This is a genomic window from Streptomyces sp. NPDC002889, from assembly GCF_042888425.1.
Taxonomy (GTDB): Bacteria; Actinomycetota; Actinomycetes; order Streptomycetales; family Streptomycetaceae; genus Streptomyces.
This window is the reverse complement of sequence record NZ_JBIAPT010000002.1, coordinates 422,663-436,443: the sequence shown is the minus strand read 5'-3', so window position 1 is coordinate 436,443 and position 13,781 is coordinate 422,663. Positions and strand designations below refer to the sequence as shown.

Here is a 13,781-nt window from a genome sequence, read left to right as displayed (position 1 = left end):
TTTCCACGGGGCACTGGCCTGACCCGAGCGGTCAACCGTGGGGAGATGCACACCACTTATGACCAAGCTTGACCGTTTCAGTCAGTTGCTGACGGAAACGTGATCGGGCAGCATACCGACCATGGCCGATCACGGGGATGAAACATCAGGGCCCGAACAGCGTTCCAGACTTGCCGACTTGGTCGATGGACCACCGGATCATCCCTCGCAGGAGACCGGTTCGGGTGGCACGGCGAGAGCACACGCTGCTTCGGTGGATGAGCAGCTGACCGTTGCTCGCCGGGAGTTTGCGGTGTTGCTGGGCGAATTCCGGCGCAGCGCTGTGCTGGTGCCGTTCGACGCGTTCGGGAGTCTGTGGACCGCGGAGCAGAACGGGGTGCGGTGGATCTGTGCGTTCTCCGACGAGGAGGCGCTGGCCACCTTCGCACGGGCACAGGGCGACGCCCAGCGGGAGTGGACGTACCGGACGATTCTGGGTGCACGTCTGCTGGATGTGATGGTGCCGATGCTGCCGGGGCCGGCGGGCGTTGCGCTGGACGCGGGCAGCGACGAGGGCATGTTGTTCCCGCCGGTTGCGGGCATCGTGCCCGATGCGGTGGCGGTTGATCTCGGGGAGACGCAGTGAGCGGGAACGAACCTGACCTGCAGGCGCCGCCGTCGGCGCTGGCGGACATCGCGAAGGGGATCAACCTGGCGCATGCCGAGCTGAAGGAGCTCGGCATGATCGGCACGGCGTCGACGGGGCGGGGCTTCTCGGATCTGGCGCTGTCGGGGCTGGAGTTGGGCCACGGGGGGCTGACGGATGAGTTCACGACGTTCTGTGAGCGCTGGGAGTGGGGCGTGCGGGCCCTGACCCTGAAGGGCAACATCTTCGCGCAGGGCGTGGGCCTGTCGGCGGGTTCGTACGCCGAGCAGGAACGGTACGTCAAGGACTCGATCAAGATCGGCGTCAACTCCGTCAATGGGAACCCGCATCTGAGCGAGGACGAGGTCAAACAGCTGAGCTGGGACAAGATCAGCACCCAGCACGCCTGGGACAACCCCGACTACAGCGCCGAGTCGATGCTCCAGGCCCACGAAGAGGTCAAGCAGACCTGGAAGAACACCAGCTACGACGTCATGGACGCGCAGATGGACTCGCTGGAGCGCTCGGGTGTGATCGATCCGAAGCAGCGTGAGCTGATGGATGCGGAGTTCCGCGAGACGTTCGAGCCGGACGAGGCGACGGTTGCGCAGGCTGAGGAGCCGCGTTGGGGGGAGAGTCGCTGATGTCGGATTTCGGAATCATTGGTGACCTTGCCGGCAAGGCCACCGACAAGGTCGTCGACGTTGTCGACGAGGGGATAGACAAGGGCAAGGAGCTCGCCGGCAGGGGCGTCAACTACGCGACGGACCGAGCCGGCGAGTACCTGGAGGACCGCGGCTACAAGGGGGCCGCCGACGTTGTCACGGACTGGGGCGACCGGACCGCCTCCTCGCTCGGCGCCGAGGTCGGTGAACAGCAGCTCGGACAGACCGAGGAGCCGAATGAGCTGATCCACGGCAACCCGACAAAGATCGCCGACTCGGTGAAGAATCTCCGCGACTTCCAGAAGGCTTTCGACCTGGTCGGCGCCGGAATGAAGAAGCTCGACTCCAGCAACTGGAAGGGTGAGGCCGCCAACACCTTCCGGGAGAAGTTCCAGACCCTGCCCACCGACTGGCTGCACGCGGCCGACGCCTTCGAAGCCGCCGCCAAGGCACTGGAAACCTACTCCACCGCCATCACCACCGCGCAGGGCAAGGCGCGGGAAGCGATCGCGTTGTACAAGGCGGGCGACGCGTCGAGCAAGAGCGCGGAAGCGGCTTTCAAGAAGGACATGGCCGCCTACGAGGCCGCGCGCGACAGCGACAAGCCGCTGACCAAGCCCGAGCCCGGCGAAGACCCGGGCAAGGCCCAACGGGCGCGGGCACAGGAGATCCTCAACGAGGCCCGCCGCCACCGCAACGAGGCAGCCGACACCGCAAAGACGGCGGTCACCGCGGCAATGGCCCACGCACCGAAGGAACCCACCGGCCGCGAGAAACTCAAACTGGAACTCGCGGACTGGAGCATGGCCACGGGCGTCGAAGGTACCCACCTCCTGGGCGGTGTCGTCAAAGGGACCGCAGGCATCGTCAACTTCGTCCGCGCGGTCAACCCGATGGACGCCTACAACCTGACCCACCCGGCCGAGTACTACAAGAACGTCAACATGACGCTCGCCGGCCTCGTCTCCACCGCCGCCAACCCCGACCGCGCTCTGAAGAACGCGTGGGAGGCGGCAAAGGGCGACCCCTCCGAGTTCATCGGCCGACTGATCCCTGAGCTGATCGGCAGCAAGGGTGCCGGCCTTGTTCGGGGGGGACTCCGTGCCGGCATGCGTGGCGGCCTCAAGACCCCGGACGCTCCCGACGGGCCCGGGCGTAACGGCGTCCGGGATCCTGCCGACCCCTCCCGGACCGAGCGGGCGGCGGAGGACGATCCGTCGGACCCGATCGACCTGGCCACCGGCGCGATGTACCTGCCGCAGACGGACATCGCCCTGCCCGGCACCCTGCCGCTCGTGTTCCGTCGTCGGGCGGCGTCGGACTACCGGGCCGGCCGCTGGTTCGGCCCCTCCTGGGCGTCCACGGCCGACCAGCGTCTGGAGATCGACTCGCAAGGCGTGGTGTTCGTGGGCGAGGACGGCCTGTTGCTGTCCTACCCTCATCCGGCCCCAGGCGTTCCGGTCCTGCCGAGCCACGGCCCACGTCGGCCCCTGGACCGGGACCTGAATGGCGACTACACGGTCACCGATCCGGACGCGGGCCGCGTGTGGCACTTCACCACACGCCACGACGACCTTGCACTGCTCGTCCAGATCGACGACCGCAACGGCAACTGGATCACCTTCGAGTACGACCAGTCCGATGCCCCGACGTCGATCGTGCACAGCGGCGGCTACCACCTGAAGCTCACCACGCGCGAGGGCCGGATCACCGCCCTGCATCTCAGGGGCGGGGCGCCGGACGGCTCCGATCAGGAGATCCTGCGCTACGGCTACACCGACGGCCACCTCACCGAGGTCATCAACTCCTCGGGGATGCCCCTCCAGTTCGCCTACGACGAACGCGGTCGCATCACGTCATGGACCGATACCAACGGCAGCCGCTACGAGTACGTCTACGACGAACGCGACCGCTGCATAGCCGAGGGCGGCGCCGAAGGCCATATGGCGCTACGGCTCGCGTACGGCGACATCGACTCCGAGACCGGTCTGCGCGTCACGACGGCCACCAGCGGCAGCGGCGCCGTCCACCGTTATGTGGTCAACGACGCCCACCAGATCGTCAAGGAGATCGATCCGCTCGGCGCGGTCACTCGGTTCGATCGCGACCGTTACAACCGGCTGCGCTCCCGCACCGACTCGCTCGGCCGCGAGACCCGCTTCGCGTACGACGAGTCCGGCAGACCGATCAGCATCATTCGTCCGGACGGGCGGGACATGTCCGCCGACTACAACGATCTCGGGCTTCCGGTACGCATCACCAACCCGGACCGGACGAGCATCCACCAGGACTACGACGAGCGCGGCAACTGCATCGCGGCCACAGACCCGACCGGAGCCGTCACCCGCTACACCCACAACGCATCGGGCCATCTCACCGCGGTCACCGACCCACTCGGCAACACCACCTGCATCCACACCAACGCAGCCGGCCTGCCGGTCGAGATCACCGACCCGCTCGGCGCAGTCACCCGCACCACACGTGACGCATTCGGTCGCCCGATCACCCTCACCGATCCGCTCGGCAACAGCACCCACCTGGAGTGGACCCCCGAGGGCAGGCTCGCCCGCCGCATCGAGGCGGACGGCACCGAAAGGTCCTGGACGTACGACGGAGAGGGCAACTGCCTGACCCACACCGACGCAATGGGTGCGGTTTCCCGCTTCGAGTACACCCGCTTCGACCTCATGAGCGCCCGCACCGGCCCCGACGGTGTGCGCTACGAATTCACCCACGATCACGAACTGCGCCTCATCCAGGTCCTCAATCCTCAGGGCCTCACCTGGAACTACGAATACGACGCCGCCGGCCACCTCATATCCGAGACCGACTTCGACAACCGCACCATCACCTACAGCCGGGACGCCGCAGGCAGGCTCGCCTCCCGCACCGACGCTCTCGGCCAGACCATCCGTTACGAACGCGACGAACTGGACCGCGTCACCCGTAAAGACGCCGCCGGAGCGGTCACCACCTACACCTTCGACTTCACGGACCAGCTTGCGGAGGCTGTCAACTCGGACGCCACGATCACCTACCTTCGCGACAGGTTCGGTCGTCTCAAGTCCGAGACCGTCAACGGCCGGACCGTCAGTTACGAGTACGACAAGCTCGGCCGCCGTACGGGCCGCACCACGCCGACAGGCGCAGTCAGTACCTGGGCCTACGATGCGGTGGGTCACCGCGTTTCTCTCACCACCTCCGGCCGCACCCTCACCTTCGAACATGACGCCGCAGGCCAGGAGGTAGCCCGCCATATCGGCGGCGGGGTCACTCTGGCCACCGCATACGACGCGCTCGGCCGCCTCACCAGCCAACAGGTCGCGAGCGGCGGCAGCATCATTCAGCGCCGCGACTACACCTACCGCGCCGACGGCAATCTCATCAAAGTCGACGACCAACTCACCGGTCCCCGCACATTCGACCTCGACCCGGCCGGCCGAGTCACCGCCGTCCAGGCGGCAGGCTGGACGGAACGCTACGCCTACGACGAGGCGGGCAACCAGACCGACGCCTCCTGGCCCGACTCCCACCCAGGCCAGGAGGCCAACGGGCCCCGGACCTATTCCGGAACGACTATCACCCGAGCCGGCAACGTCCGCTACGAACACGACGCACTCGGCCGCATCACTCTCCGCCAGAAGTCACGTCTGTCACGCAAACCCGACACCTGGCGCTACGAATGGGATGCCGAGAACCGTATGCGGTCGGTGACCACACCGGACGGCACCGTCTGGCGCTACGAGTACGACGCACTGGGCCGCCGAACCGCCAAGCAGCGCCTCGCCCGCGACGGCCGGGCCGTTGTCGAAAAGGTCATCTTCACGTGGGACGGCGTAACCCTCTGCGAGGAGACCACCGAAAGCGCGTCTCTCCCCAAGCCTGTCGCTGTTACATGGGATCATCACGGTCTCCGCCCTCTTACCCAGACCGAACGCATCCTCGCGCCCACCACTGCGCAGGAGACGATCGACGAACGCTTCTTCTCCATCGTCACCGACGTGATCGGTACTCCGCGTGAGCTCGTCGATGAGACGGGCGACATCGCATGGAGCACCCGCACCACACTCTGGGGCACCACGACATGGGCAGCATCAAGTACCGCCCACACCCCGTTGCGCTTTCCAGGTCAGCGTTTCGACCCGGAAACCGGGCTCCACTACAACCTCCACCGCTATTACGACCCTGAGACCGGCCGCTACCTCACGTCCGACCCGCTCGGCCTGGCAGCCGCTTCGAACGCCGTAACTTATGTACCCAACCCTCACTCGGAGATAGATCCATTCGGGCTGTTCGGATGCCCTGAAGAGGAGCACCTTTTCCGAGGGACAACGGAGGGATTCAGCGCCAGCCCCAATATTGAGAAGTCCGGTTATACGCCCACGTCCACGGACCCCGGCGTTGCGACTACGTTCGCCCGACACTCCGAACGGTTCGGGGACGCCGTGGTGCAGCTCATTCCACGCAGCGCCCTCGACGGAGTGCCGCTGGAGCGAGGGTTCATTCCCGCCGAGGCAGAGGTGGGGGTGGGACTCCACGCATCAGAACTCGCCAAGCGGGCCAGCGTTACCATCCCCTCTGGTGTGGCAAAGGATATCCTGGACCAAATGGGGATTAACATACCGAAGCTGCACAGCTACCAGAATATAAGCGACCAACTGGGTTGGGACATCCCCAAGCTGACACCAGATCAGGTATCCCAATTCGTCGCGGAGGCTTATAAATATGCAAGAGGCTAGTCAGCTGCAAATCCAGAGCGTTCAAGAGGCGAGCGACCGTGGAGGGATTTTGATCGTACGATGCGTAGGCGGCATCGCACGGATCGGACAAACCTACACGCTTGACGAAAGCGCCCTCCCAGAAGCTCAGGCACTGCATTTCACTCTGGATAAGATCGAACGGTACCCGGAAGTTTTTGTAGACGTCTTCGGCCCACCCCACGCTGCACGAATCCATGTATCAGGTGATTCACCCGGATCTCTGAACGCAGGGGACATCATCGTTTCCGAAAGTCCCGACGAATCCACCATCGAGGAATGACCAAGGAGCCGGGTCGCACGGCGAAGCACTTCCCGGAGGTCCAGGATTTCCGGAGTCGGCGCGGCCCGGTAGGCAGCAGTCCGGTCGATCCGGCAGCAGCTTCCGGCACGATGGAAGGAAGCAACCAGGCCGCGCAGGGTCGCCGTCGAAAGCCACGCGGGGGGACGCCCCATGGATCAGCAGCCCACTGGTCCGCTCACACGCTCAGCAGCCACCACGTGGGACGCGTCCCGTGTCGCGTCGACGAGTTGCAGGACGAAGGCGGCAACACCGGCTGCGCGGGCGCCTGGCGACGGTTCGCTCCGCCGTCGGAGCCGATCAGTGCGGCGAAGAGGCGTGAGGTGATGTCCGCGGTCTCCTCACGCGCCCGGTCGTGGACAGTCGTCGTGATACATGTCCTCGCCGTCCCGGCGTGTGATGTGCAGACGCTGGGCCTTGTCGAGCGTCTGCGCGACACTCTTCGAATTCTACGAGAGCTCGGAGAACGTGACAGTGAGCGTCAGCCTGCCCGGACCGTACTTCGGAACGTGTTCCGAAGTCACCGCACGTGCAGTTGTGGGTGACCTCGCACAACCAACCCAGCCGGTCCGGCAGCAGTTGCGCCGGCCTGGCAAGACGATGCGCCTCTGAGGTGGCCGGACGTCCCAGGTGGCCCCAGCCCCCGTCATCACCCTCCGCGCGGCTCATCTAACGTGTAGCCATGACCATGCCACCCCCCTACCAGGCGCCCGGCCCCTATGGACCGCCGCAGGCCCCCGGCCCGTACGGCCCCCCACAGCCCGGCCCCTACGGGCAGCAGGCGTACCCGCCCTTCCCGCAGCAGGGCTACCCGGGGCAGCCAGGGCCGGGAGGGTGGGGGCAGCCGCCCATGGGGCCGCCGCCGAAGAAGAATCGGACCGGGCTGACCCTGAGCATCGCCTTCGGGTCAGTGGCATGTGTGCTCGCCCTGATCTACATCGGCAACCTCGACAGCGACTCCGGGCGCCCCGCCCAGACCTTCCCCGAGGCCACGCACCGGCTCACGGTTCCGAAGACACTCCTCGCCGACGAGTACAAGCTGATCAAGGACGGGTCGGCCGACGCCGACGCCGAGTTCAAGCGGGAGGGCTACGGAGTTGGGCCCGACTCCCGCAATGTGAAGACGGTCCTCGGCTCGTACACCGGTACCGCGGTTGACGCTCCGCGCGGAGTCGTCCTTGCCGGCGTGTACGGGCAGTTCAACGATCCCGATCAGGCACGGGACAGCCTGCTGAACGGGATGAGGAAGGGGGAGGGAATGGAAGAGCCCAAACCCCCGAAGACCATCAGGCCGCACGGCTCGGACGTCGACATGTCGTGCACCGTCATGCTGTCCACGGACAAGGACGGGACCTCTACCGTCCCCGTATGCGCCTGGGGCGACGACAACACGGCCGCTTACGTCGCCTTCCTCACCCCCGCGTCCGCAAAGCAGGACCCCGACTCCGTCGATCTCAACGCAACCGCGGACCAGGTCCTGCAGGTGCGCGACGAGGTCCGACAGCCGATCGGCTGACCGGCGGAGGCGATGCCAGTTCCGCCCAGGTCGTCTTGCCGATCGGGCGGTCGGACACGCCCCACCTCGCCGCCAGCGGCGACCAGGAGCAGTCCGCTGCCGGTCTCGGCGTCCAAGGCGAGCTGTGTCAAGGTGGGGTCGCTTCCCGCCAGAACTCAAAGCCGTCCTGGGCCGCTGCCCTGAACTGGACGTCTCACCGGCCACGTTCGGTCCTTGGCGCAGTTGCTCACCAAGCGCCAAGGCGAACGTCTGCCCGCAATGGATCGACGCCGTCAGGCGAGACGACCTCAGCCTCCACTCGCAGACCAGGACGCCGTCATCGCCGGGCTGAGCCTGCCCCGGAGCTCAGGCGTCGCTGAAGGACACGTCAACCGCATCAAGATGCTCAAGCACCGGATATTCAGCCGAGCCGGCTTCCAACTCCTTTGGAAACGGGTCCTGCTCTCGTGACTCAGCGTGCGTGATCGGGCAGGGCTCCAGGAAGCTGCGCGAATTGATATGCCGGCCGCAGCCGGTCCCGGTACTACCCGACCCGCGCCCTCCGCCACTCCACTTCGACGGCGTTCACCGGAGCCTGGATGCTGTACACGTCGCCGACCCTCAGTTTGTCCGGTGTGGCGTACTCCCCGCAGGCGCCGATGACGGCAACGGCCACCTGGGATTCGGGCTGCCGGAACGTGCGGTAATACGGTGCGTTCGCCGGGCATTCCGGGATCTCCAGCAGAGGGACGCCGCGCCGCTGCAGTAGGCGCTGCAGCTTCTCGAACCGGAGCCTGGGAGTGAACCGCCCGTACCGGGCGCGGAGCGCCTCGTTGGCGAGCGTCCGGCCCCCGTAGGCGAGCCTGTGCACCTGCAAGGTGAAGTGGTGTCCTGACCAGGGGTGGCCGGCGGAACCGCGGTCCCAGAAGAACTCGGCCAGGCCGTAGTCACGGTACATGCTGTGGTCGCCGAAGGTGTTCTCACCGAAGTCCGACCCGAAGACCTCGGAAACGCGATCGGGAGAGTCCGTGGGGCCCACTCCGAGCACGGTGCCGGTGGTGACGACGTCCACGTAGAACGCCAAGGAGTACGGGGTCAACTTACGTACGCCTCGGCGAGGGAGTTCACGATCGGCGCGACCAGGTGCTGCTGGTCGGGGCGGACCTTCAGGCCGATCACGGCGTCGGAGGTGTCGAGGGTCATCTTCTCGAGGCGGAGCGCGGTGGTCATGCCAAAACCATAGGCCGGTGGATCAAGTGGATTTCCGCGTGGCAGCCGCCTGGCCACGCAGGGCCAACCGCGCGGAAGGCGTAGCACTGATGACCTGCCCACGGCTTGCGGCGTTCCCCTCGGGCGTCCGGGACCTCGACGCGGAGGACGGTCTCCGTAGAGCGCCCCGCGGGCAGTGGGCAAGGGACCGATTCACAGACAGTTGGCCAGCCGGTCTGCCCGCTCGAGATGGAGCGCGCCCAGGAGATCCTCAACGACGCCCGCAGGGCCCGCAACGAAGCCGCCGAGGACGCGGACACGGCTGTCACTGCGGCGTTGGCCCACGCCCCGAAGGAACCCACCGGCCGCGAGAAGCTCAAGCTCGAGCTCACGGACTATGTCCTGGGCACGGGCGTCGAAGTCAGCCATGTCGGCGCCGGCTTCGTCAAGGCCGGCGCCGGAACGATCAACTTCATCCGCGGGATCCACCCGCTCGACCCGTACAACATCTCCCACCCGGCCGAGTACTACAAGAACGTGAACATGACCCTGGCCGGCCTGGCGTCCACTGCCGCCAACCCGGACCGGGCGCTGAAGAACGCGTGGGAGGCATTCAAGAGCGATCCTGGCGAGGGAGTCGGTCGAGCGATTTTCGAGGTCGTCACCCCGGTCAAGGGAGTCGGCGCCGCCAAGAGCATCGCGCGATGGACCGAAAACGCGGCTGAGAAGTTGAAAGCCTCCCGCAAAGCGGTCCAAGACCCCACGGGCAAGCGTGCGGACCACGACAAGAATCCTGACAGCAACGGCCGGCGATGCAGCGAGACGGTGTGCAAGAAGGACCCGATCGACATCGCGACCGGCCGCATGCTCCTCCCACAGACGGACATTGCCCTACCGGGCTCCCTGCCCTTGGTGTTCCAGCGCACCTTCGACTCCTCACGCCGCGCCGTCGGCTGGTTCGGCCCGGCATGGTCATCCACCGTCGACCAACGGCTGGAGATCGACTCCGAGGGCGTCATCTTCAGCTGTGCCGAGGGCAGCCTGCTCGCCTACCCCCACCCCGCCCCAGGTGTTCCGGTCATGCCCACGCACGGCCGCCGCTGGCCCCTGGACCGGGTGGACGACGGCTACACGATCACCGATCCCGACACCGGGCGGGTCTGGCACTTCACCGACCACACCGACGAACGGGCGCTCCTCGCCCAGATCGACGACCGCAACGGCCGCTGGATCACCTTCGAATACGACGAGACCGGCACCCCGACCTCGATCGTCCACCACGGCGGCTACCACCTCAAGCTCACCACCAGCGACGGTACGGTCACCGCCCTGCACCTGGCAGGAGCGGCCGCCGACGGCACCGACCAGGAGATCCTCCGATACGGCTACACCGACGGCCACCTCACCTCGGTCACCAACTCCTCCGGCCGCCCTCTGCGCTTCGACTACGACGATCGAGGCCGCATCACCTCGTGGACCGACACCAACGGCAGCCACTTCGACTACGTCTACGACGACCAGGACCGCTGCACCTATCAGTCGGGCACCAACGGACATCTCGAAACCCGCTTCACCTGGGACGACACCGACCCCGAAACCGGGCTTCGGGTCACGTCCCTCACAGACGGACTGGGCAACACCGAACGCCACCTCGTCAACCACCGCTCCCAGGTCGTCGCCGAAATCGACGCCACAGGCGCCGTCACCCGCTTCGACTACGACCGCTACAACCAGTTGCTCTCCGTCACAGACCCACTCGGACATATCACCCGCTCCACCTATGACGAGCAAGGCCGACAGACCGGATTGTTCCTTCCGGATGGACGGCACCTGTCCGCGGAATACGACGCCATCGGAAGTCCGGTACGCGTTGTCGGCGCCGACGGCACAGTGACTCGTCAGACCTTCGACGAGCGCGGCAACCGCACGTCGGTCTCAGATTCTTCAGGCGCAGCGACCCAGTTCTCGTACGACGCGGCAGGACACCTCATACGTGTGACGGATGTTCTCGGACACAACTCTGTCGTCCGGTGCAACAAGGCAGGCCTACCCGTCGAGATCACCAATCCTCTCGGTGCAACGACCTGGTACGAACGGAATGCCTTTGGCCGCCCTGTGTCCTTGGTCGACGCACTCGGAGCAGTCACCCGTTTCGAATGGACTGTGGAGGGCAAGCTCGCCCGCCGCGTCGAGCCCGACGGAAGCGAGCAGTCGTGGACCTACGACGGAGAAGGTAACTGCCTCACCCACACCGACGCCCTGGGCGGCGTATCCACCTTTGAGTACACGGACTTCGACCTGCTGGTAGCCCGTACTGGCGTAGATGGTGTGCGGTACGAGTTCAGCCACAACACCAACCTCCAGTTGACCCAGGTCACCAACCCGCAGGGGCTGACCTGGAACTACGAGTACGACCCAACGGGCCGCCTCATGTCCGAGAGCGACTTCGACAACCGACAGCTCACCTACATGTACGACGCGGCAGGCCGCCTGGCCTCCCGGACCGACAGCCTCGGCCAGACGATCCGGCTCGAACACAACTCACTGGGTCAAGTACTCCGCAAGGACGTAGAGGGTGCAGTCACCACGTATGAGTACGACGTCTTCGACGAGTTGGCTGTCGCCTCCGGTCCGGATGCGACCCTGACCCGGATCCGGGACCGGTTCGGGCGCCTGAGGTTCGAGACCGTGAACGGACGACAGCTTTCCTTCGAATACGACGCCCTTGGGCGCCGTGTCGGCAGGACGACCCCGGGCGGCGCGGTCAGCAGATGGTCGTACGACGCGGCTGGCCGTTGCACCGAGCTCACCGCATCCGGCCGCACGCTGACCTTTGAGCGCGACGCCTCAGGTCAGGAACTGGCACGCCATATCGGCGCGACAGTCGTGATCAAGCACGCGTTTGACGCGATGGGTCGCATCACCGATCAGCACGTCACCGGTCGGGGCCGTAGCCTTCAGCGTCGCGCGTACACGTATCGCGCAGATGGCGCCCTCATAGGCGAAAGCGACCAACTTGCGGGCACTAAAACCTTCGAACTGGACGACGCCGGCCGGGTCACGGCGGTGCATGCAGCGAACTGGACCGAGCGTTACGCCTACGACGCGACGGGCAATCAGACCGTGGCGTCATGGCCCACTTCGCACGCCGGTCATGGAGCCACAGGCGTGCGCACGTACGCGGGCACACAAATCATTCGCGCTGGCAACGTCCGCTATGAGCACGACAGGCAAGGCCGAATGGTGCTGCGGCAGAAGACGAGGCTCTCACGCAAGCCGGACACCTGGCGATACGAGTGGGACGCTGAAGACCGACTCAGGCACGTCACCACACCGGACGGCACGCTATGGCGCTATCAGTACGATGCACTCGGCCGTCGCACAGCCAAGCAGCGCCTCGCCGACGACGGCGAAACCATCCTGGAGCAGGTCTGCTTCACCTGGGACGATGCGACCCTCTGCGAGCAGACGACGAGCGGCGAAGACCTGCACAACCCGGTAATGCTCACTTGGGACCACGATGGCCTACAGCCCGTCGCCCAGTCGGAACGCATCCTGGCAGCCGGAGAACCACAAGTAGCAATCGATGAGCGCTTCTTCTCCATTGTCACGGACCTGGTCGGCACCCCCAGCGAACTCATCGACGAGTCGGGCAACGTGGCATGGCACACGCGGAGCACACTGTGGGGTGCAACAACCTGGGCCGCGAACAGCCGGCGTACACGCCATTGCGGTTCCCGGGACAGTACTGCGATCCTGAAACAGCCCTTCACTACAACTATTTCCGTTACTACGACCCTGAAACCGCCCGATATTCAAGCCCCGACCCAATTGGCTTGGAGGGTGGACCGAATCCGCATTGGTACGGGCCCAACCCGCACACGTGGATCGATCCCCTCGGCCTAGCGCTGTGCCGAGTGAAGCCCAGGCTGGAGGACGGGAACGCGAAACAAGGATGGCAACATATAAATGAGCGCCACATCAGCGGGACCGCTGCCGGCGGCCACGGTGACCTCATGCCTCCTACGACCACGCGCGCACAAGTCCAAGCAGCGGCGGAAAAGATCATCGAGAAGGGGACACGCATTTCCAATCCGGACCGCACCATACAAGCATTCGAAAAACGGATGTCAGTAAATGGCATGCGGGCCGTGTACCGACTCGTTGTCGATTCCACGGACGGGAACCGCGTCATTACCTTCTTCCCGGTAGGAAAGAGCTACACCACTTGATCACCATGAAATTTTCCGTTCGCCCTGGCCAAGGCGAAACCAGCGGGTTCGACCTCGGAGACATGCTCTGCGCCGGCGCCCTCGGAGAAGCGAGCTCCGTAGGGAACATCCCGGACCAAGGCATGATGATCTACCCTTCGGTGACACTTCTTCTCGACGGCCTCATCTCGCTGTTGAAGAGTCGCGAAAAGGTACTGAGATTCACAGGAGTCGACACATCCTTCGGCCTCGTCTTCAAGGTGGATAAGAAGGGACTCATCGCGGTCTCTGCCGAGAAAAAGTTGCTGGACAGAGTCAGCCAAGGCGAACTCGTGCAGACAGTCCTCCAGGCTGCCCAGCAACTTGCAGCGTCGAGTCTGTCTCAGCTCCCCGGGGCGGATGCAGTGCGAGACGACTATCTTGCCGCCTTGAAGGATTTCCGAGTGCTGGCCGAAGAGTGGACGGCGGGGCCGTGACTGGGAAACACGGGGCTCACGAGCGCGCCTGCTTCGAGGGAT

At 65.5% G+C, this 13,781-nt stretch carries 7 protein-coding genes and 1 pseudogene; 6 read left to right on the top strand and 2 right to left on the bottom strand.

All coding sequences use genetic code 11. The features are described 5' to 3' along the window. The first annotated feature begins 121 nt into the window (after positions 1-121). The 4 genes from ACFYWI_RS04835 to ACFYWI_RS04820 all read left to right on the top strand — a co-directional run bounded on the left by ACFYWI_RS04835 (position 122) and on the right by ACFYWI_RS04820 (position 7,864). The gene (locus tag ACFYWI_RS04835) at positions 122-625 is read left to right on the top strand and encodes an SseB family protein (protein WP_389225147.1); all 504 of its coding nucleotides are present in this window, start codon (positions 122-124) and stop codon (positions 623-625) included. After that, positions 622-1,269 (top strand): hypothetical protein, encoded by a 648-nt coding sequence (locus ACFYWI_RS04830; RefSeq protein WP_389225145.1) that lies wholly within the window; start codon positions 622-624, stop codon positions 1,267-1,269. Before ACFYWI_RS04835 ends, ACFYWI_RS04830 begins: the two co-directional genes overlap by 4 nt. After that, a complete protein-coding gene (locus ACFYWI_RS04825; RefSeq protein ID WP_389225143.1) occupies positions 1,269-6,029 on the top strand; it encodes a putative T7SS-secreted protein in 4,761 nt (1,586 codons plus the stop codon). Before ACFYWI_RS04830 ends, ACFYWI_RS04825 begins: the two co-directional genes overlap by 1 nt. Positions 6,030-7,030: 1,001 nt before the next feature. Then, positions 7,031-7,864, top strand: a complete 834-nt coding sequence (locus tag ACFYWI_RS04820) for a hypothetical protein (RefSeq protein ID WP_389225141.1) — start codon at positions 7,031-7,033, stop codon at positions 7,862-7,864. A gap of 523 nt (positions 7,865-8,387) precedes the next feature. Here ACFYWI_RS04820 and ACFYWI_RS04815 read toward each other — a convergent pair. Both ACFYWI_RS04815 and ACFYWI_RS04810 read right to left on the bottom strand, forming a co-directional pair. Then, positions 8,388-8,942 carry a hypothetical protein gene (locus ACFYWI_RS04815; RefSeq protein WP_389225139.1) on the bottom strand — a complete coding sequence of 185 codons (555 nt, stop codon included), beginning with the start codon at positions 8,940-8,942 and terminating at the stop codon, positions 8,388-8,390. Then, positions 8,939-9,073: a hypothetical protein gene (locus ACFYWI_RS04810; protein WP_389225137.1), complete on the bottom strand. Its 135-nt coding sequence runs from the start codon at positions 9,071-9,073 to the stop codon at positions 8,939-8,941. Before ACFYWI_RS04810 ends, ACFYWI_RS04815 begins: the two co-directional genes overlap by 4 nt. 231 nt (positions 9,074-9,304) lie before the next feature. Here ACFYWI_RS04810 and ACFYWI_RS04805 point away from each other — a divergent pair. After that, a pseudogene (locus ACFYWI_RS04805) lies at positions 9,305-13,284 on the top strand (DUF6531 domain-containing protein); the annotation flags it as partial. Beyond that, the gene (locus ACFYWI_RS04800) at positions 13,281-13,739 is read left to right on the top strand and encodes a hypothetical protein (protein ID WP_389225135.1); all 459 of its coding nucleotides are present in this window, start codon (positions 13,281-13,283) and stop codon (positions 13,737-13,739) included. The pseudogene ACFYWI_RS04805 and the gene ACFYWI_RS04800, both read left to right, overlap by 4 nt. Positions 13,740-13,781: the final 42 nt, after the last annotated feature.

Excerpts from the sequence above, each read along its gene's own strand:
- ACFYWI_RS04835 (WP_389225147.1), top strand. The coding sequence starts at position 122 with ATGGCCGATCACGGGGATGAAACATCAGGGCCCGAACAGCGTTCCAGA.
- ACFYWI_RS04825 (WP_389225143.1), top strand. The coding sequence starts at position 1,269 with ATGTCGGATTTCGGAATCATTGGTGACCTTGCCGGCAAGGCCACCGAC.
- ACFYWI_RS04820 (WP_389225141.1), top strand. The coding sequence starts at position 7,031 with ATGACCATGCCACCCCCCTACCAGGCGCCCGGCCCCTATGGACCGCCG.
- ACFYWI_RS04810 (WP_389225137.1), bottom strand. The coding sequence starts at position 9,073 with ATGACCACCGCGCTCCGCCTCGAGAAGATGACCCTCGACACCTCCGAC.